The sequence below is a fragment of the Nonomuraea harbinensis genome (assembly GCF_019396385.1).
Lineage (GTDB): Bacteria > Actinomycetota > Actinomycetes > Streptosporangiales > Streptosporangiaceae > Nonomuraea > Nonomuraea ferruginea.
In genome coordinates this window covers 1-18,981 of the sequence record NZ_JAHKRN010000064.1, presented here as the reverse complement: position 1 = coordinate 18,981, position 18,981 = coordinate 1, and the positions used below count along the sequence as shown (strand labels likewise).

General features: G+C 71.1%; 20 protein-coding genes and 1 riboswitch. Of the genes, 9 read left to right on the top strand and 11 right to left on the bottom strand.

What is annotated here, in order from left to right; translation table 11 throughout:
* Positions 1-24 precede the first annotated feature (24 nt).
* From KME79_RS39315 to KME79_RS39305, 3 genes are all read right to left on the bottom strand, one after another.
* Positions 25-1,218 (bottom strand): S8 family serine peptidase, encoded by a 1,194-nt coding sequence (locus KME79_RS39315; RefSeq protein ID WP_219550894.1) that lies wholly within the window; start codon positions 1,216-1,218, stop codon positions 25-27.
* Positions 1,215-1,775, bottom strand: coding sequence for a hypothetical protein (locus KME79_RS39310; RefSeq protein ID WP_219550892.1), 561 nt, complete (start codon positions 1,773-1,775; stop codon positions 1,215-1,217). Before KME79_RS39310 ends, KME79_RS39315 begins: the two co-directional genes overlap by 4 nt.
* Positions 1,776-1,901: 126 nt before the next feature.
* Positions 1,902-2,708 (bottom strand): SAM hydrolase/SAM-dependent halogenase family protein, encoded by an 807-nt coding sequence (locus KME79_RS39305; RefSeq protein ID WP_148035135.1) that lies wholly within the window; start codon positions 2,706-2,708, stop codon positions 1,902-1,904.
* Between the two features lie 119 nt (positions 2,709-2,827).
* Here KME79_RS39305 and KME79_RS39300 point away from each other — a divergent pair, with 119 nt between their 5' ends.
* Genes KME79_RS39300 through KME79_RS39290 form a run of 3 tightly spaced genes read left to right on the top strand, consistent with a single transcriptional unit; the run spans position 2,828 to position 4,650 of the window.
* Positions 2,828-3,193, top strand: a complete 366-nt coding sequence (locus KME79_RS39300) for a DUF3263 domain-containing protein (RefSeq protein WP_219550890.1) — start codon at positions 2,828-2,830, stop codon at positions 3,191-3,193.
* Positions 3,194-3,233: 40 nt separating this feature from the next.
* Positions 3,234-4,001, top strand: coding sequence for a trehalose-phosphatase (otsB, locus tag KME79_RS39295; RefSeq protein ID WP_219550888.1), 768 nt, complete (start codon positions 3,234-3,236; stop codon positions 3,999-4,001).
* Positions 4,002-4,038: 37 nt separating this feature from the next.
* Positions 4,039-4,650: a hypothetical protein gene (locus KME79_RS39290; protein WP_219550886.1), complete on the top strand. Its 612-nt coding sequence runs from the start codon at positions 4,039-4,041 to the stop codon at positions 4,648-4,650.
* 1 nt (position 4,651) lies between these two features.
* Here KME79_RS39290 and KME79_RS39285 read toward each other — a convergent pair whose 3' ends face one another.
* Positions 4,652-6,076, bottom strand: a complete 1,425-nt coding sequence (locus KME79_RS39285) for an alpha,alpha-trehalose-phosphate synthase (UDP-forming) (RefSeq protein WP_148035131.1) — start codon at positions 6,074-6,076, stop codon at positions 4,652-4,654.
* Between the two features lie 31 nt (positions 6,077-6,107).
* Between KME79_RS39285 and KME79_RS39280 the strand changes: the two genes are divergently transcribed.
* From KME79_RS39280 to groL, 5 genes are all read left to right on the top strand, one after another.
* Complete coding sequence (locus tag KME79_RS39280) at positions 6,108-6,662, top strand: RNA polymerase sigma factor (protein WP_219550884.1); 555 nt, start codon at positions 6,108-6,110, stop codon at positions 6,660-6,662.
* A gap of 89 nt (positions 6,663-6,751) precedes the next feature.
* Positions 6,752-6,893, top strand: a riboswitch (SAM riboswitch).
* A 13-nt stretch (positions 6,894-6,906) separates the two neighbouring features.
* Positions 6,907-8,139 carry a threonine synthase gene (gene thrC / locus KME79_RS39275; RefSeq protein WP_219550882.1) on the top strand — a complete coding sequence of 411 codons (1,233 nt, stop codon included), beginning with the start codon at positions 6,907-6,909 and terminating at the stop codon, positions 8,137-8,139.
* 25 nt (positions 8,140-8,164) lie between these two features.
* The gene (locus KME79_RS39270; protein WP_132331077.1) at positions 8,165-8,440 is read left to right on the top strand and encodes a MoaD/ThiS family protein; all 276 of its coding nucleotides are present in this window, start codon (positions 8,165-8,167) and stop codon (positions 8,438-8,440) included.
* A gap of 251 nt (positions 8,441-8,691) precedes the next feature.
* Positions 8,692-8,895 (top strand): cold-shock protein, encoded by a 204-nt coding sequence (locus KME79_RS39265; RefSeq protein ID WP_148035128.1) that lies wholly within the window; start codon positions 8,692-8,694, stop codon positions 8,893-8,895.
* Positions 8,896-9,203: 308 nt separating this feature from the next.
* The gene (groL, locus tag KME79_RS39260) at positions 9,204-10,832 is read left to right on the top strand and encodes a chaperonin GroEL (protein ID WP_219550880.1); all 1,629 of its coding nucleotides are present in this window, start codon (positions 9,204-9,206) and stop codon (positions 10,830-10,832) included.
* Positions 10,833-11,009: 177 nt separating this feature from the next.
* On the opposite strand, the gene KME79_RS39255 is transcribed toward groL, so the two are convergent.
* From KME79_RS39255 to KME79_RS39245, 3 genes are all read right to left on the bottom strand, one after another.
* Entirely contained in the window at positions 11,010-11,429 is a 420-nt protein-coding gene (locus KME79_RS39255; protein WP_219550878.1) for a GNAT family N-acetyltransferase, read from the bottom strand.
* Positions 11,430-11,488: 59 nt separating this feature from the next.
* Positions 11,489-12,019: a YbhB/YbcL family Raf kinase inhibitor-like protein gene (locus tag KME79_RS39250; RefSeq protein WP_372452525.1), complete on the bottom strand. Its 531-nt coding sequence runs from the start codon at positions 12,017-12,019 to the stop codon at positions 11,489-11,491.
* A gap of 70 nt (positions 12,020-12,089) precedes the next feature.
* The gene (locus KME79_RS39245) at positions 12,090-14,099 is read right to left on the bottom strand and encodes a HelD family protein (protein ID WP_219550876.1); all 2,010 of its coding nucleotides are present in this window, start codon (positions 14,097-14,099) and stop codon (positions 12,090-12,092) included.
* Between the two features lie 121 nt (positions 14,100-14,220).
* Between KME79_RS39245 and KME79_RS39240 the strand changes: the two genes are divergently transcribed.
* On the top strand, positions 14,221-14,550 hold the full coding sequence (locus tag KME79_RS39240) for a hypothetical protein (protein WP_219550874.1): 330 nt from the start codon (positions 14,221-14,223) through the stop codon (positions 14,548-14,550).
* A 207-nt stretch (positions 14,551-14,757) separates the two neighbouring features.
* On the opposite strand, the gene KME79_RS39235 is transcribed toward KME79_RS39240, so the two are convergent.
* The 4 genes from KME79_RS39235 to KME79_RS39220 all read right to left on the bottom strand — a co-directional run.
* The gene (locus KME79_RS39235; RefSeq protein ID WP_148035123.1) at positions 14,758-16,410 is read right to left on the bottom strand and encodes a DNA repair helicase XPB; all 1,653 of its coding nucleotides are present in this window, start codon (positions 16,408-16,410) and stop codon (positions 14,758-14,760) included.
* Between the two features lie 65 nt (positions 16,411-16,475).
* Complete coding sequence (locus KME79_RS39230; protein ID WP_219550873.1) at positions 16,476-16,823, bottom strand: hypothetical protein; 348 nt, start codon at positions 16,821-16,823, stop codon at positions 16,476-16,478.
* 66 nt (positions 16,824-16,889) lie between these two features.
* On the bottom strand, positions 16,890-18,371 hold the full coding sequence (locus tag KME79_RS39225; protein WP_271279512.1) for an AMP-binding protein: 1,482 nt from the start codon (positions 18,369-18,371) through the stop codon (positions 16,890-16,892).
* A 43-nt stretch (positions 18,372-18,414) separates the two neighbouring features.
* A partial coding sequence (locus KME79_RS39220; RefSeq protein ID WP_219550871.1) for a WYL domain-containing transcriptional regulator occupies positions 18,415-18,981 on the bottom strand: 567 nt, incomplete at its 5' end.

Below are 18,981 nucleotides of genomic sequence, written 5' to 3'. Positions count from 1 at the left end.
CCGGTGCGGGGGCGGTCGTGTGTCTCAGAAGCTGCGCTCGCCGTAGGTCCGTGGAACCGCTCGGCGCCGGTCGTGGCGGAGCAGGATGCGGGCCGACAGGGCCAGGGCCAGCGCCACCAGGCCCGCGATGACCAGGGCGCGGGAGCCCGGCGGGGGGCCGGACGGGTCCCCGCCGAAGTGCTCCGCGGGGAGCGGGGGCGGCTGGGTGGGGCCGGCCAGACGTTCGGCCACGCGCAGCGCCAGGGCGGCGTCGGCGACGCCGTGGCCGTAGCCGGTGCTGTAGCCGCCGCGCGGACGCTTCCTGGTGCCGAGCTCGATGGCCCGCCGCACGTGGTACGGCGACAGGTCCGGGTACGCGGATCTGATCAGTGCGGCGATGCCCGCGACCATGGCGGCGGCCGAGCTGGTGCCGTCGCCGACCACGTACCGGCGGGCGCCGTTGGCGGAGACGATGTCGACGCCGGGGGCGACGACCGAGAGGTAGTCCTGGCGGTTGGAGAACCCGGCGAGCCGGAAGTTCCGGTCGACCGCGCCCACGGCGATCACGCCGGGGTAGGCGGCGGGGAAGTTCTTCCTGTTGGTGCTCTCGCCGTCGTTGCCGGAGGAGGCGACCAGCACCGCGCCGTGGGCGACCGCGTACTGCACCGCCTCCTCCTCGGCGGCCGAGCCCTCCCATGAGCCGCTGCCGCCGCCGAGCGACATGCTGATGACCTGGGCGCCCCGGTCGACGGCGTAGCGGATGCCCTTGGCGAGCGCGTCGTGGCCACCGGCGCGCCGCTTGGCCCGCCGGGGATCGGAGTTCTCCAGCGTGACGCGTACCGACAGCACCTTGGCGGCGGGCGCGACGCCGAGCACGCCGCCGCCCTTGCCCTTGCCGTGGCCGTGGCCGGCGATGAGGCTGGCCATGGCGGTGCCGTGGTGACCCCACACCCCGCCGGCCCGGCCGGCTCCGGTCAGGTCGGGGCCGTGCACGACGGAGCCGCGCAGGTCCTGGTGGTCGCCGCGGACCCCGGTGTCGAGCACCGCGACCAGCATGTTCTCGCCCTGGGTGACCCGCCAGGCGTCGTGCAGCCGCAGCGTGCCGAGCTGCCACTGCTTGTCCCTGGCGAGGGCGCCCATCTCGTCGTCCGCGGCGGCGGGCGTGGCCAGGCCGAGCTGGGACGACAGGAACAGCAGGAACAGGGACAACAGCGCCGCCCGCAGGCGCGGCCGGCTCATCCGGTGAGGCCCCGGTGCAGCTCGGTGGCGAGCTGGCGGGCGAAACCACCGAGCCGGGGCACGGCCTGGTCACCCGGACGGAACGACCGTCCGTCCGCGTAACCGGCGGTGGTGGCGATCACGTACGGCGCGTGGGAGGCGATCAGGGTCCCGGTGAAGCACTGCCGCTCGCCGAAACGTTCGGCGGGGCCGCCGGGGAAGGCGACCGGCCGCACGGCGGGCACGCGCAGGGGCCCGGCCGCGCCCGGGGGCACGGGCCGGGCCAGGACCGCGATACCGGCGGTGGCGACGTAGGTGGCGGTGCTGTCGGCGTACGTGGCGCGCAGCGCGGTGACGCAGGCGGGCAGCGCGGGCTGGAAGGCGGCCGCGCAGGACGCCTCGGGCGCGACCCCGGCCAGCAGGTAGGTGACCTGCGCGCCGGACGGGCTGGTGCCGGGGACGGCGTACGGGAACACCCGCGTCACCGGCCAGGCACGCCAGCGCTCGGGCACCGGCGGCGCGGCGGGGGAACAGAACACGGACAGGAGGGCGAGCAGGAGCAGGGACAGCTGAAACACGTGAACCTCGAACGGGGGGAGGGGGCGCCCGATCTGCCGTGAATTCTGGCACGGGGTCAGGGCCTCAGTCCGACGGTTCAGTAAACAGTCCGATACGCCACGTAATTGGTGTTTGTTGGCTTTGCGTTATACGGAGGGTGACAACCGGACATGCGCCCCCGGAGGCAGGCCGAGGCGCTGCGCCGCGTCGCCGGAGTTCACCGCGAACGCGATCAGGCCCGCCGAGTCCGCGAACGCCACCAGCTCACCGGGCGGGACCGCCGCGTACGTCTCCCGGTAGGGCATCGACAGCCGCCGCCGGCCCAGCGACACGCCGAGCGTGTCGCCCACCCGCAGCCCCAGCGCCTCCAGGTCGCCGGCCGTGATCGACAACTGCGTGTTGCCGTAGCGGTCGACCGAGACGACCTCGCCCTCGGCCGCGCCCTCGCGCAGCACGGACGTCGGCGCGGGCAGCGACACCAGCCTCTCCACCGGCACCCGCGGGCCCAGCTCGCGCGGCCGCAGCCCGTTGCTCAGCCGCCCGGCCACCGGCGCGAACACGTCACGGCCGTGGAACGTGGGCGACACCGGGTGCAGGAAGTGCTCGGCGTTGCTCAGCTCGTACGCCGCCCGCGCGCCGCCGCTGGCGCGCACCGCCCACGACAGCAGCCCGTTGTCCGGCCCCACGAACACCCGGCCGCCGGCCTCGACCGCGATCGCGCGCCTGGCGCCGCCCGCGCCCGGGTCGACCGCCCCGACGTGCACGCCCACGGGCATGTACGGGATCGTCTGGGCCAGGATCGCCGCGCCGCGCCGCACGTCACCCGCCGGGACCAGGTGGCACACGTCGATCACCCGGACCTCGGGGGCGATCCCGGCGATCACCCCGTGGCAGGCGGCGACATAACCGTCTTCGAGCCCGTAATCCGTGAGAAGTGTGATGACAGAGGTCACACTTAGTGACTGTACGTCTCTCAATCCGCCGTGAACAGCCGCACTCGGCACATTACGATGGCGACGGGCCGCCTGCGCGCGAAGCCATCGTCGCGCCGCCCGTTCCTGAGGAGGACACCATGGACACTGCACCGTCAAACGGTGACAGTGCCGACCAGAGGGCCGACCAGAGGGCCGACCAGAGGGCAGAGGACAGGGCAGACCAGGACGACGCCCAGGAGCAGCCCGTCCACCGGCCCCTCACCGACCGCGAACTCGAGCTCCTCGCCTTCGAGCGCCACTGGTGGCGTTACGCGGGCGCGAAGGAGCAGGCCGTCAAGGAGACCTTCGGGTTCTCCGCCACCCGCTACTACCAGCTGATCGGCGAGTTGATCGACCGTCCCGAGGCGCTGGCGCACGACCCCATGCTGGTCAAGCGACTGCGCAGGCTGCGCGCCGCCCGCCGGCGCGAGCGCTCCGCCCGCCGGCTCGGCATGCGCCCCTGACCGGCTGGGTACGGCAGGCGGCGTGAGCGACATCCCTGGAATGGAAGCGATACTGAAGGATCCGGCCGGCGCCGTGATCGGACTCGACTTCGACGGCACCCTCTCGCCGATCGTGCCCGACCCCGACACCGCCGTCGTCCACCCCGGCGCGCCTCCGGTGCTGGCCGAGCTGGGCCGGCACGTGGGCGCCGTGGCCATCGTGACCGGACGGCCGCCGGCCAAGGTGCTGGAGCTGGGGCCCGCGCTCAAGGACGTGCCGGGCCTGGTCATCCTCGGCCACTACGGCTTCGAGCGGTGGGAGGACGGGCGGACCTCCGCGCCCCCGCCGCCGGCCGGGGTGCCGCGGGCCAAGGCGAAACTGCCGCTGCTGCTCGACTCGCTGGGCGTGACCGACGCGGCGATCGAGGACAAGGGCCGCGCGGTGGCCGTGCACACCCGCCGCTGCGCCGACCCCGAGGGCACGCTGGCCCGGCTGCGCGAGCCGCTGGCCGCGCTGGCGGCCGAGCACGGCCTGGTCGTCGAGCCCGGCCGGATGGTGCTGGAGGTGCGGCCGTCCGGCATGGACAAGGGGCACGCGCTCGGCGCGTTCCTGACCGAGCGCTCCGCCAGGTCGGTGCTCTTCGTGGGCGACGACCTGGGCGACCTGGCCGCCTTCGACGCGGTCCGCTCGTCGGGCCTGCCCGGCGTGACCGTGTGCAGCGGCTCCACCGAGGTCACGGCGCTGGCCGAGCGGGCCGACATCGTCGTCGACGGCCCCGAGGGCGTGGTGGCGCTGCTCCGCGAGTTGACGTCCGCTTTCAGCCGATAGTGACCAGTTTGCAAGTGGGCACCCCTATGGTCCGGGCATGAGCAAGAAGCACCTCGCCGCCGTGGCCGTGGCCGCGGCGGCGGTCCTCGTGGCCCCCGCCTCCGCGGCCGCCGCCTCCACGACAGCCGCCTCGACCACCGCCGGCCCCGCCCAGGAACTGAAGCTGCGCAAGGGCCTGACCCTCTACATCCCGCTCAAGTGGGTGGTCCACCGGGTCGGCGCCGACCGGATCAAGGTGGTCACCGGGCCCTGCGCCAACCCCAGGGGTGGCTTCTTCGCTCCCGGCTGCAAGAGCTTCTGGATCTTCGGCCCGAAGGCGATCAGGACGGGCGCCGAGGGCTTCGGCCCGTACGACGCCGGCAGGGGCGGCTACTACCCCGCCTCCGACGTGCAGAAGTGCCCGAAGAACGGCATGCTCCTGCGCGGCGAGCGGGTCGGCGCGCACAAGAAGGGCCTGCGCCAGGTCGGCCCCGGGCACAAGGCCCACTACCACGAGTTCACCACCCGCTGCCGCACCGGCAACGGGAAGAAGACCAGCGTCAGCTTCACCACCCGCGAGTGGTATCTGCCGAAGTCGCAGATCCTCGTGGTGGACGAGTGGAGCACCGGGAACCTCGCCGACACCCTGAAGTACGCCGACTGGAAGTGATCTAGGCGAGCGCGTCGAGCTGGGCGGCCAGCCACTTCTGCGGGGGCAGCGCGGTGGCGGCCGCCTCCAGCCGCTCCCTGCGGCGGGCGCGCTCCGCCTCCGGCATCACCAGCGCCGCGTGCAGCGCGGCGGCGGTGCCGCTGATGTCGTACGGGTTGACCACCAGCGCGTGCGCGCCCAGCTCCGCGCACGCGCCCGCCTCCCGCGACAGCACCAGCGCGCAGCGCGGCGACAGGATCGGGCCCTCCTTGGCCACCAGGTTCATGCCGTCGCGGATCGGGTTGACCAGCAGCACGTCGGCCAGCCGGTAGGCGGCCAGGGAGCGCGGGTAGTCGTCGTTGACGTTGAGGATCAGGGGGTTCCAGTCCTCGGTCGCGTACTCGTCCTCGATCTCCTGCGCGCAGCGCTGCACCGCCGCGGTGTATTCGCGGTATTCGGGCAGGTCGTGGCGGCTCGGGTAGGCGAAGGCCAGGTGGACGACGCGGCCGTGCCACTCGGGGTGGGCGTCGAGGAACTCCTTGTAGGCGAGCAGTCCGCGCACGATGTTCTTCGACAGCTCGGTGCGGTCGATGCGGACGATCAGCTTGCGGTCGCCGACCTCCTCCCTGATGGCCGCCATGTGCGACTCGACGTCGGGCTCGGCGGCGCGGGTCCACAGCGCCTTGCCGTCGACGCCCAGCGCATGCACGCCGACGCGGGTGGTGCGGCCCTCGTACGTGATCGTCGCGGCCCGCTGGTCGACCTCGGCGCCCAGCACGGTCTCGCAGCAGTCCATGAACGCGCCCGCCCAGCGGCGGGTGAGGAACCCGGCGTGGTCGGCGCCCAGGACGCCCTCCAGCACCTCGCGCGCCACCTCGTCGGGCAGCAGCGAGAAGTATTCGGGCGGGGCCCACGGCGTGTGGCTGAAGTGCGCGATGCGCAGGTCGGGCCGCTCGGCGCGGAGCATCGCCGGGGTCAGGGTCAGGTGGTAGTCCTGCACCATCACCCGGGCGCCGTGAGCGGCTCCCTCCGCCAGCGCGAGCGCGAAGGCGCCGTTGTAGTCGCGGTAGGACTCCCAGTCGCGCCGGAACCGGGTGCCGAAGTGCGGCGCGTTCGGGATGTCGTAGAGCAGGTGGTTGACGAACCACAGCGTGGAGTTGGCCACGGAGTTGTAGGCCCGGTGGAAGGTGGCGGGCGCGATGTCGAGCATGCGCAGCGGGCCCGTCTCGTAGCCGGCGTGGTCGAGCCGGCCGCCGGGGGCCTGGCGGACGGCGCTGCGGTCGCCGTCGGACAGAGCCGCGCACACCCACAGCACGCCCTCGTCCCTGGCCACGCCGGACAGCCCGGAGACGAGACCGCCGCCGCCGCGTCTCATGGTGAGGACGCCGTCGTCGGACACGGTGAACGACACAGGGCCTCTGTTCGAGGCGAGCAGGACGCTGTTCATTTACGCTCCCTCCGACCATAGGATCCCAGCTATGGCGCTAGATGAGCACACCGAGGAACTCGCCCATGCCGCAGCCAGAGGCGATCATCGCTCACTCGGCGAGCTCCTGCGACGGATCGAGCCCGACGTGCTGCGGCACTGCGCTCGTATCCTGCCGTATCACCATGACGCCGAGGAGGCGGCCCAGGACACCCTGCTCGCGGTGGCGCGCAACATCGCCAGGTTCGAGGGGCGGGCCAAGTTCAGCACCTGGCTCCACATCGTGACCGCCAACTGCGCGCGCACCACGTACCGCTCGCTGAAGCGCAGGTCGGCGGAGCAGAGCTCCGACGAGCTGCTGACGCAGAAGCCCGACGTGCGGCGGGTCAGCGTGATCGCGGGCTCGCGGCTCGACCTGCTCGACGCGATGGAGGCGCTGGAGGCCGACAAGCCCGACCTGGCGCAGGCGCTGGTGCTGCGCGACATCGTGCAGCTCGACTACAGCGAGGTGGCCGAGCAGCTCAAGATCCCGCTCGGCACCGCCAAGTCGCGCATCCACCAGGCGCGCAAGTACGTGCAGGGTGTGCTGGGCGACGACTACCGGTGAGATCGTTCATCTCGGAGAGTGAGACGACTGTCCATGTCACGTGGTTGATTGGGTAGAGTCCGAGTCAGCAGCACCACACAACTGAACATTGCTCATCCAGAGGGGTGGAGGGACCGGCCCTGCGAAGCCCCGGCAACCCTCCCGGCTTGTGACTCGCGACCTGGCGAGGCCGACCGGGACAGGGTGCCAATTCCGGTCCGCGGTCAGGGTGGCCGCGGACGAAGATGAGGGAAGGCCTCGCTTCATGTCGCTCGACTTCGGTCCCGCCACTGCTCTCTCCTGCCGCGAGTGCGGCGCCCGCTATCCGCTCGGCCCCAACTTCGCCTGCGTCGAGTGTTTCGGGCCGCTGGAGGCGGCCTACGACTTCGGCGACGTCAAGAGGTCCGACATCGAGTCGGGCCCGGCCAGCATCTGGCGCTACCGTTCCCTGCTGCCGGTGCCCGCCGACGTCGCGAGCAAGCCCAACATGAACCCCGGCTGGACGCCGCTCGTCAAGGCGGGCAACCTGGGCCGGGCGCTCGGTCTCAAGTCCCTGTACGTGAAGGACGACTCGGGCAACCCCACCCACTCCTTCAAGGACCGGGTGGTGGCCATCGCCGTCGAGGCGGCCCGCAACTTCGGCTTCCACACGCTCTCCTGCTCCTCGACCGGAAACCTGGCCGGGGCCGTGACGGCCGCCGCCGCCAGGGCGGGCCTGGACGCGTGCGTGTTCATCCCCGCCGGGCTGGAGCAGGCCAAGATCGCCATGGCCCGGGTGTTCGGCGGCAGGCTCATCGGCATCGAGGGCACCTACGACGAGGTCAACCGGTTCTGCTCGGAGCTGATCGGGGACCCGATGGGCGACAAGTGGGGGTTCGTCAACGTCAACCTGCGGCCCTACTACGCCGAGGGCTCCAAGACGCTCGCGTACGAGATCGCCGAGCAGCTCGGCTGGCGGCTGCCTGAGCAGATCGTCATCCCGATCGCGTCCGGCTCCCAGCTCACCAAGATCGACAAGGGCTTCAAGGAGCTGATCCGGCTCGGGCTGGTCGACGACGCGCCCTACAAGGTCTTCGGGGCGCAGGCGCTCGGCTGCTCGCCGGTGTCGGCCGCCTACAAGGCCGGCCACGACGTGGTCCAGCCGGTCAAGCCCGACACCATCGCCAAGTCGCTGGCCATCGGCAACCCCGCCGACGGCCCGTACGTGCTCGACATCGCCCGGCGCACGGGCGGCGCCGTCGAGGACGTGACGGACGCCGAGATCGTGGCCGCCATCAAGCTGCTGGCCTCCACCGAGGGCATCTTCGCCGAGACGGCGGGCGGTGTCACGGTGGGCGTGCTGAAGAAGCTCGTCGAGACCGGGCAGCTCGACCCGGAGGCCGAGACCGTGGTGCTCAACACCGGCGACGGGCTCAAGACGCTCGACGCCGTCGCGGCCGACGCGCAGCCCACGGCCGTGATCCGGCCCTCCCTCGACGCGTTCCGCGCGACTGTCTGACAATCAGGAAAGGCGAGACCATAACATGAGCGTTTCTGTGCGGATTCCTACCATCCTGCGCACGTACACCGGGGGCAACGCGGAAGTGAGTGGGGAGGGCGCGACTCTCCGTGACGTCCTGGCCAAGCTCGATTCCGACTACCCGGGGATCGGCGCCCGCATTCTGGATGAATCGGGCAAGATTCGGCGTTTTGTTAACGTCTACGTGGGGGAAGAGGACGTCCGATTCGCCCAGGGTCTGGACACTCCGGCCCCTGAGGGCACGCAGATCTCCATCATCCCGGCCGTCGCGGGCGGCTGAGCCCCCCGCTCGGCGGAGCGATCGTCTGGAAGGCGCCCCATGTGGGCGCCTTCTCCCTTTTGTGGGAAATTCAACCTTGAACTACTCAGCTAGGGGTGAAATAAGGCTTTTGCGGATTGACTCTGTTGCCGACCGCCATGCCACAGGTATGGTCGAGTGCGATCGTCAGACGATATCCCCATAAGTCATGGCGATTGTGGGTCTCGCAGACGAATGGGCGAGATCCCTGAGCCCAGTAAGAGGAGTCGGAAGTGGCGCAGGGCACCGTCAAGTGGTTCAACGCGGACAAGGGCTACGGCTTCATCGCGGTAGACGGTGGTAAGGATGTATTCGTCCATTACTCGGCAATCATGATGGACGGGTATCGCTCTCTCGAACAGGGACAACGGGTCGAGTTCGAGATCACGCAGGGCCAGAAGGGGCCGCAGGCGGAATCCGTCCGCGCTGTCGCCTAGCTGGTGCGACCGGCAGCTCGCACGCCAGCGCAGTGCGTGTGACTGCCACCTCACATTGGGGTACGGCGGGCCGCCCGGGGCCCGCCGTACGGACATACCTCCGACGGCGATCTGTTGACCTGGCCAGGTGTGGCGTCAGCTTGCACTCGACGGGGTAGAGTGCTAAACAGTCGTTGGCACTCTATGTTGATGAGTGCCAACGGGGATCGAGACGATGGGGCCTGCCGAACGGAGATGTGGGCCCACATGCCGTCGCGGGCGTCGGCTCGATCTCACCAGGACACCCTGCATCTGGGAGGTCTCGCCTTATGGCAGCCAAGATGATCGCGTTTGACGAGGACGCCCGGCGCGGTCTCGAGCGCGGGATGAACCAGCTCGCCGACGCGGTGAAGGTCACGCTGGGCCCGAAGGGCCGCAACGTCGTGCTGGAGAAGAAGTGGGGCGCCCCCACGATCACCAACGACGGTGTCTCGATCGCCAAGGAGATCGAGCTCGAGGACCCGTGGGAGAAGATCGGCGCCGAGCTGGTCAAGGAAGTCGCCAAGAAGACCGACGACGTCGCGGGCGACGGCACCACCACCGCTACCGTGCTCGCCCAGGCGCTCGTACGTGAGGGCCTGCGCAACGTCGCTGCCGGCGCCAACCCGATGGCCCTGAAGAAGGGCATCGAGGCGGCCGTGGAGCGCGTCAGCGAGGAGCTCTCCAAGCTGGCCAAGGACGTGGAGACCAAGGAGCAGATCGCCTCCACCGCCTCCATCTCCGCCGCCGACCCCGAGATCGGCTCGCTCATCGCCGAGGCGATGGACAAGGTCGGCAAGGAAGGCGTCATCACCGTCGAGGAGAGCAACACCTTCGGTCTGGAGCTGGAGCTCACCGAGGGCATGCGCTTCGACAAGGGCATGACGTCGATGTACTTCGTCACGGACTCCGACCGCATGGAGGCCGTGCTCGAGGACCCGTACATCCTGATCGTCAACTCGAAGATCTCGGCCAACAAGGACCTGCTGCCGCTGCTCGACAAGGTCGTGCAGTCCGGCAAGCCGCTCCTCATCATCGCCGAGGACATCGAGGGTGAGGCCCTGGCCACCCTGGTGGTCAACAAGATCCGCGGCCTCTTCCGCTCGGTCGCCGTCAAGGCCCCGGGCTTCGGCGACCGCCGCAAGGCCATGCTCGCCGACATTGCCATCCTCGCCGGCGGCCAGGTCATCGCCGAGGAGGTCGGTCTCAAGCTGGAGAACGCCACCCTCGACCTGCTGGGCCGCGCCCGCAAGGTCGTGGTGACCAAGGACGAGACCACGATCGTCGACGGCGCCGGTGACGCCGACGCGATCGCCGGCCGGGTCAACGAGATCCGCGCCGAGATCGACCGCACCGACTCCGACTACGACCGGGAGAAGCTCCAGGAGCGCCTGGCCAAGCTGGCCGGCGGCGTGGCCGTCATCAAGGCCGGCGCCGCCACCGAGGTCGAGCTGAAGGAGCGCAAGCACCGCATCGAGGACGCCGTGCGCAACGCCAAGGCGGCCGTCGAGGAGGGCATCGTGCCCGGCGGTGGCGTGGCGCTGCTGCAGGCCGGCGCCAAGGCGTTCGACAAGCTGGAGCTGCCGGGCGACGAGGCCACGGGTGCGGCCATCGTGCGCAAGGCGCTGGAGGAGCCGCTCAAGCAGATCGCGGTCAACGCCGGCCTTGAGGGCGGCGTCGTGGTCGAGCGCGTCCGCAACCTCACCCCGGGTGAGGGCCTCAACGCGGCCAGCGGCGACTACGTCAACATGTTCGAGGCGGGCATCATCGACCCGGCCAAGGTGACGCGTTCGGCGCTGCAGAACGCCGCCTCGATCGCGGCGCTGTTCCTGACCACCGAGGCTGTCATCGCCGAGAAGCCGGAGAAGACCCCGGCCGCTCCCGCCGGCATGCCCGGCGGCGGTGACATGGACTTCTGATCGAGGGTTCTCGACCCGAGGTTCTCGCGAGCGGCCCGCGCCGGTGTTTCCGGTTCGGGCCGCTTCGCTTTTCCGACCGCCCTTATCGGCGGTTTTTCGTGCGCCGCCACTATCCGTATATCGCTGATAACGTTCCGATATACCTGAGCCGGCGGAAAACGCCTCAGTTCCGTAGCCCTAAAGGGACTTGACCCATCGCGACCACTGCGGTTGGGGCGCATAACCGGCGGCGGTCCAGGCGTGGTGGGCGAGGGTGTTGTCATGAAGGACCATCGCGTCGGCCCGGAACGCGCCGAAGGCGGCGAAACGCGTCTCGGCGGCGGCCAGCAGGGCGGTGGCGATGCCCTGGCGACGGTGATCCGGATGGACGGCCAGGCGATAGAGATGGGCGCGCCACCCGTCCCAGCCCGCGATCAGCGTGCCGGCCAGCGCGCCGTCCAGCTCGGCCAGGAGCAGCGCCTGCGGGTCCCGCTCGACCAGCGCCCGCACCTTGCCGGCCGAGTCGTGACGGTCGGTGCCCTCGGCGGCGTGCAGCCAGAACTCCAGGACAGCTCCGACGTCCGCCAGGCCCCCCGGACGGATCGTTAGATCGCTCATGGGGGCGAAGCTACCAAGACGCGGCACCGCCCCCCGGAGGAGGCGGTGCGCTCGCGTGGTCAGATCCCGAAGTGCGGGACGATGTGGCCGCGCGCCAGGGTGTTGGCGGTGATGTTGAAGCCCACCACGGCCGGGCTGGTGTCGGTGTCGAGGCCGAGGGTGTCGACGCCGAGCGCGTGCACGGTGAACACGTAGCGGTGCGGGTCGCCGGGAGGCGGCGCGGCGCCGCCGTAGTCCTTGGAGCCGTAGTCGCTGCGGGCGTGCTTGGCGCCCTGCGGGAGACCCTTGAACTCGGGCGCGGTGCCGGCGCCCGTGGGCAGCTCGGTGACCGACGCCGGGATGTCGAACAGCACCCAGTGCCAGAAACCGCTGCCCGTGGGCGCGTCCGGGTCGAAACAGGTCACCGCGTAGCTGCGCGTCTCCGCCGGGGCGCCTGACCAGCGGAGGCTGGGGGAGAGGTTCTGGCCCGTCATGCCCCAGTCGTTGAAGACGTGGAGGTCGCTCAGCCTCTCCCCGTCCGTCATGTCGTCGCTGTGGACCGTGAGCGAGGGGACCGACGGCAGGTATTCGTGTGGCAGCGGTGCTGGCACGGCATCCTCCTTGGGTGAGAGCTCCTTGACGTCATCCTAGAAGTGATCCCCTACCCCGCCACCGTCCCTGTCACGGGGCGAGCTGGGGTGGCAAGGGCTTGCGGTGGAGGACCGTGAGCGAGGTGACGGCACGGGTGAGCACCACGTAGAGGCGGGCCAGGCCGCGGGGCTCGGCGTCGACGATGTCGGCCGGCTCCATCACGATGACGTGGTCGTACTCCAGGCCCTTGGCGAGCGTCGCCGGCACCACTAGGAGGCGGTGCTCCTGGGTGGAGTCGGGGTCGAGGACGGCGTGCGCGACGCCCGACAGCGACTCGGAGACGGCTGCGACGGCGGCGTCGGGGACGATGACGCCGATCGAGCCCTCGCGGGCCAGCGCGTCGCGGACCGCCTCGTGGAGGTCGCCGGCCGGCCGGATCGAGAGGGACCCGGCGCCGGGACGCAGGGACCGGGGCGGGGCGAGCCCGGGGGCGATCGACGGCAGCAGGCGGGCGGCGTAGTCGAGGACCTCGCGCGGCACGCGGAAGCCCAGCGTCAGCTCGGTGACCTCGCCGTCCTGCCCGAGATGCGTCAGGACCGACCGCCACGACGTGGTGGACCAGGGGGTGGTGCCCTGGGCCAGGTCGCCGAGCACGGTGGCGGAGCCGTTGCGGCAGCGGCGGCCGAGCGCCCGCAGTTGCATCTCCGACAGGTCCTGCGTCTCGTCCACGACGAGGTGGCCGAGCGAGGGCGTGCGCTCGATCAGGTCGCGCAGCTCGTCGAGGAGAGCCGCGTCGGCGGCGCTCCACTTGGCGGACTTCCATCCCCGGTACGGTTTCCGCCAGAGCAGCAGCTGCCGCTCCTCGGGCGACAGGTCGGACCTGGCGGCCCTGGCGAGGAACTCCTCGTCCGCCAGCAGCCGGTAGAGCACCTGCTCGGGCACCAGCTTCGGCCACACGGCGTCGACCAGCTGCTTGACCGGCCTGGACCGGGCCACCGCGTCCTGCACCCGGTCGTCGGGTGACTCGCCGCGCTGCTCCATCCGTACGAGCACGAGGTGCGCGAGCCGCTGGGCGAGCGCGGCGCGGCCGGGACCGTAGCGGGTGGTGCCGCGCAGCGAGGCGACGATCTCGCGCACCTCGTGGTCGGCCACCCGGAAGCGGTAGGCGCCCTTGGAGTAGACCAGGCCCTCTTCCGGCTTGACGATGTGGAGCCACAGGGCCCGCTTCAGCACGGCCGCCATCCGGGCGTCGCCCTTGACCGCGCCCACCGCGGGGTCCTCGGGGGCCGCGTGGTCGCCCAGCAGGCCGGCGACCGTGGTCTGGTCGACCTTGACCTCGCCCAGCGCGGGCAGCACCGAGGAGATGTAGGAGAGGAAGGCGCGGTTCGGCCCGACGATCATCACGCCCGCCCTGGCGAGCCGCTCGCGGTGGGTGAACAGCAGGTAGGCGGCCCGGTGGAGGCCGACCGCCGTCTTCCCGGTGCCCGGCGCGCCCTGCACGCAGACCGTACGGGTGAGCGCGGCGCGGACGATCTCGTCCTGGTCGGGCTGGATGGTGGCCACGATGTCGCGCATCGGGCCGGTGCGGGGGCGCTCGATCTCCTCGGTCAGGATGCGCGACGGGCCGATCTCGGTGCCCTGGTCGAGCCGTTCGTCCTCGTACGCGGTGAGCGCGCCGCCGTGGTAGCCGAACCGGCGCCGCAGCGTGACGTCCATCGGGTCGGCGGGGCTGGCCTGGTAGAAGGCGCGCGACACGGGGGCGCGCCAGTCGATGACCAGGGGACGGCTGTCGCCGTCGTGCACGTGGCGGCGGCCGACGTGGATCGTGGTGGGCAGGTCGTCGGCGGCCGAACGGTCGAGCCGGCCGAAGAACAGCGGCGTGTCGGGGTGGTCGGCCAGGGCGGCCACGCGCTGGTCGAGCAGCGACTGCAGGATCTGCTGCGACACCCAGTCGCCGGCCGCGTCGGCCGACAGCGACTGCGCGTGCGCGCGCATGGCCGCCAGCGCGGCCCTGGACTCGGCCAGATGGGCCTGCTCGGCGGCGAGGACGTCCGTGGGCAGGTCCGGAGGTATGTCGGGGGCCAGTTGGTCTGTGGGCATGCGAAAGTGCCTCCCGGCGCTCGGAGGTGGGTAACAAGGCAGCGAATCCGCCAGTTTAATGCGGCTGTCGGGGTGGCTTCAAAACATTTAGCCGTCGCCGGGGAGGGGTAAGAAGTCCGGCGTGGCGCGTGTGCGACTCGGCTTCTCCCCGATCCTTCCCACGATCGCGAGCTTCCTGCTGGCCACCCTCTGGGGGCTGTCGGTCTTCGCGGGCTGGGGGCTGGAGGCGTTCTGCGGCGGGTCGTCGCCGTCCTGCGTCCAGCGGCTCGCCGTGTTCTCCTCGGTCTCCGGGCTGTTCGCCGCGGTGGCCGCCTGCCTGACGGTGGCGGCCTGGGCGCTGCCGACGGCGCGGCAGGACGAGCGGACGTTCACCCGGTTCATGGGGCTGAGCGTGGCCTCGTGGATCGCCGCGGAGGGGCTGCTGTTCCTCGGCGGGCTGCTGGCGAAGTGAACACTCCTCGCAAACGGCGGACATATAACGAAATGCCGCAAAATCCGGGCATACCAGGTGGCATTGCCGGATCATCGGGTATGTCGCAGCCGGATTCGGTTGCGGTGGTGTGAGGACGCAGTGAGGGGGGTGGTTCGATTGTCGACGACCCGCGGAGTCTCTTGGACGTGAGACCGGGATGCCTGGCCGCTCGATGAGCGGCCGGGCTCACACCCCGCCCAGCACGTCGTCGGCGTCGATGATCGAGTAGGCGTAACCCTGTTCGGCCAGGAACCGCTGCCGGTGCGCGGCGAACTCCTGGTCGACCGTGTCGCGGCTGACCACGGTGTAGAAGCGCGCCCCGCCGCCGTCGGCCTTGGGCCGCAGCACCCTGCCGAGCCGCTGCGCCTCCTCCTGCCGGGACCCGAACGTGCCGGACACCTGGATCGCCACGCTCGCCTCGGGCAGGTCGATGGAGAAGTTGGCGACCTTGGACACCACCAGGACCTGGATCTCCTTGTCGCGGAAGGCCTGGTAGAGCCGCTCGCGCTCCTTGATCCTGGTCTCCCCCTTGATCACCGGCGCGTTCAGGTGTTCGCCCAGCTCGTCGAGCTGGTCGATGTACTGGCCGATCACCAGCACCTGGTCGCCCAGGTGACGGCGTACGAGCGCCTCGGTGACCTGGGTCTTGGACGGCGTGGTGGCGCAGAAGCGGTAGCGCTCCTCCGACTCGGCCATCGCGTACGCCAGCCGCTCCTCGTCGGTGAGCGTCACCCGCACCTCGACGCAGTCGGCCGGGGCGATCCAGCCCTGGTTCTCCATCTCCTTCCAGGGCGCGTCGTAGCGCTTGGGGCCGATCAGCGAGAACACGTCGCCCTCGCGGCCGTCCTCGCGCACCAGCGTCGCGGTCAGGCCGACGCGCCTGCGGGCCTGGAGGTCTGCCGTCATCCGGAAGATCGGCGCGGGCAGCAGGTGGACCTCGTCGTAGACGATGAGGCCCCAGTCGCGCGCGTCGAACAGCTCCAGGTGGCTGTAGACGCCCTTCCGCCTGGTGGTCATCACCTGGTAGGTGGCGATGGTGACCGGACGGATCTCCTTCTTGCTGCCGGAGTATTCGCCGATCTCGTCCTCGGTCAGCGAGGTGCGCTTGAGCAGCTCCTGCTTCCACTGGTGGGCGCTGACCGTGTTGGTGACCAGGATCAGCGTCGTCGCCTGGGCGTGCGCCATCGCGGCCGCGCCGACGATGGTCTTGCCGGCGCCGCAGGGCAGCACGATCACGCCGGAGCCGCCGTGCCAGAAGGAGTCGGCCGCCTCCTGCTGGTAGGGCCGGAGCGTCCAGCTCTCCTGGACCAGCTCGACCCGGTGGTGCTCGCCGTCGACGTAACCGGCCAGGTCCTCGGCCGGCCAGCCCAGCTTGAGCAGCGCCTGCTTGATGTTGCCGCGGTCGCTCGGATGGACGGCCACGGTGTCGTCGCCGACGCGCTCGCCCAGCATCGGCTGGATCTTCCTGGCGCGCAGCACCTCTTCGAGCACGGCCCGGTCGGTGGAGGTCAGCGTCAGCCCGTGGACCGGGTGCTTCTCCAGCCTGAGCCGGCCGTAGCGGGCCATGGTCTCGGCGACGTCGACGAGCAGGGCGTGCGGCACCGGATAGCGGCTGTAGCCGATCAGGGCGTCGACGACCTGCTCGGCGTCGTGGCCGGCGGCGCGGGCGTTCCACAGCGCGAGCGGCGTGACCCGGTAGGTGTGCACGTGTTCGGGCGCGCGCTCGAGCTCGGCGAACGGGGCGATGGCCTTGCGGCACTCGTCGGCCCTCTCGTGGTCGACCTCGAGCAGCAGCGTCTTGTCTGATTGGACGATGAGCGGGCCGTCGTTCACAGCCATCCCTTCAAACGGTTGACGCCTATCCAACACGCGCGACGGCCCAAACAGTCCCCCGGACTGGGAAATCAGTCGTCGAAGTGGCCGTTGACGCCCAGGTAGAAGAACAGGACGGCCATCATCAGGAAGCCGGCCACCAGCACCACCCAGCTCGCGACGGTGAGCGTGCGGGCCTTCTCGGGCGCCGTGCCGGAACGCAGGGACAGGCCGGCCAGGACGGCGCCGACGACGCCGAAGACGTTGCAGCAGGAGACGACGCTGAAGAGGTTGAGCGCGAGCGCGACGATGCCGCTGACGTTGGGCTCGCCGCGGGCGTGCCGCGGGGGCGGCGGGTAGCCGCCGTAACCGTAGGACGGGGGCGGCTGCTCCCCGTAGGGGGCGCCGTAGCGCTGGTACGGGTAATCGTCCTCGCTCATGCCACCTCCTGACGGGTCAAGAAATATCACGGATCGGGCAAGATCCTGACTCGGTCGCCGATCCTGCTAACCGGCGAACCGCGCCCGCAGCGCCTTGCGGTCGAGTTTGAGCACGCTGGTGACCGGGATCGAGTCGACGAACGTGACCTCGCGGGGATACCTGACGCGGCCCACGCGCTCCCTCGCCCAGGCGATCAGCTCCTCGGCGGCGACCTCCGCGCCGGCCGCGAGCTGCACGAACGCGACGACCTCCTCGCCCAGCCGGTCGTCGGGACGGCCGACCACGCCCGACATGACCACGCCGGGGTGCTGGTTCAGCACGTCCTCCACGTCGCGGGGGAACACGTTGAACCCGCCCCTGATGATCAGGTCCTTCTTCCTGTCGACCACGTACAGGTAGCCGTCGTCGTCGACGCAGCCGACGTCACCGGTGCGCAGCTCGCCGCCGACCAGCGCGGTGCCCTCGGGGTCGGGCTCGTGCTCGCCCCAGTAGCCCAGCATCAGCGACTCGCCGGACACGCAGATCTCGCCCACGTCGCCCTGCTCCACCGGCTCGCCGGACGAGTCGCGGATCGTGATCGTGTAGCCGGGCAGCGGCAGGCCCACGCTGCCGGCCTTGCGCCGCCCCGGCGGGTTGAACGTGGTCACCGCGCTGGTCTCGGTCAGCCCGTAACCCTCCAGGATCGTCACGCCGGGCATCCGCCGTTCGAACTCCGTCAGCACCTCCTTGCCCAGCGGGGCCGCGCCGCAGGTGAGGAAGGCCAGGTCGGGCAGCGGGTGCGACTCCAGCGGCTCGGCCAGCAGCATCTGCAGCATGGCCGGCACGACGGTGCCGTACTGGACGCGCTGCTCGGCCGCGAGCCGGAGGAACGCCCCGGGGTCGAACCAGCGCATCAGCACGGCCTGGGGCGGCTCGACGGCGTGCATCCCGGCCACGGTGACGATCAGGCCGTACGCGTGCGAGAGCGGCACCGGGACGATCGCCCGGTTGATCCCCTCCTGGTGGGACAGCTCGTAGGAGGCCTTCGCGACCTGCCACAGGCCCGCATGGCTGAGCATGACGCCCTTGGCCCTGCCGGTGGTGCCCCCGGTGTACATCAGCGCGGCCAGGTCGCCGGGGTCACGCGCCACCGGGCCGTGCTCGGCGGCCCGCTCCAGCTCGGCGGTGTCCACGTACACCGGCACGTCCACCCCGGCCGCCCGCACCGTGCCGGCCAGCTCCGGCGAGGTGACCACGGCGGCGGCGCCGCTGTCGAGCAGGATGTGGCGCAGCTCGGCGGCGCCCACCAGGAACACCACCGGCGTCACCACGGCGCCCGCAGCCCACAGCGCCTGGCAGACGAGCGGCACCTCGGGGGAGGTGGCCATCATCACGACCACGCGGTCGCCGGGCCGGATGCCGGCCTCGACGAAGCCGCCGCAGACGCGCCGGGCCCGCTCGGCGAGGCTGTGGCTGCGGTGCCAGACCCCTTCGTAGAACATCGCGTCGTAGTCGTCGAACCTGCTCCATGACTGCTCGGCCAGACTGCTCAGCGTGTGCTCGGTCACATGCCCTAACTTCCGCCGACTCGCGGCACGCAGTCAACCCCGCTCAGACGCCGGACACGCCGGTGATGCGGTGCAGGGCGAAGCGGTGGACGGCGGCCCTGGTCTCGTCGTAGGCGGTCAGGTAGCCGCCCTCCATCCGGGCCGGCTCCAGGATGCGGGAGGTGGCGTTGCCCTGCGAGTCGGTGTAGCCGATCCACACCCGCATCCCCTGCCTGATCGCGTCCTGCAGCTTCGAGATCGTGGCCGTCGCGGGGGTGCGGGGCACCTGGCCGCCCGGGGCGTCGACCGGCTCGCGCCGGGACAGGTGGGCCGCGTCGCCCGCGCGCAGCGCCCGCACGGCCGCCGCCGCCACGCCAGGATCGGGCTCGCCGGTCGGGGCCACCTGGCGGACCGGGGCGGGGCCCTCGGTGCGCCTGCTGTCGAGCTGGGAGATGATCACGTCGCCGTCGAGCGACTCGGGGACCGGCGCGTACCCCATCGCCCGCAGCGAGTCGACCAGCACCGCGCGCGACGAGCGCGAGGCGATGACCGTCGGCGCCAGCCTGCGCAGGCGCAGCGCCGCCGACCGCCGGTCGGCGGTGATCTGGTCGAGCAGCGCCGGGTCGTCGCC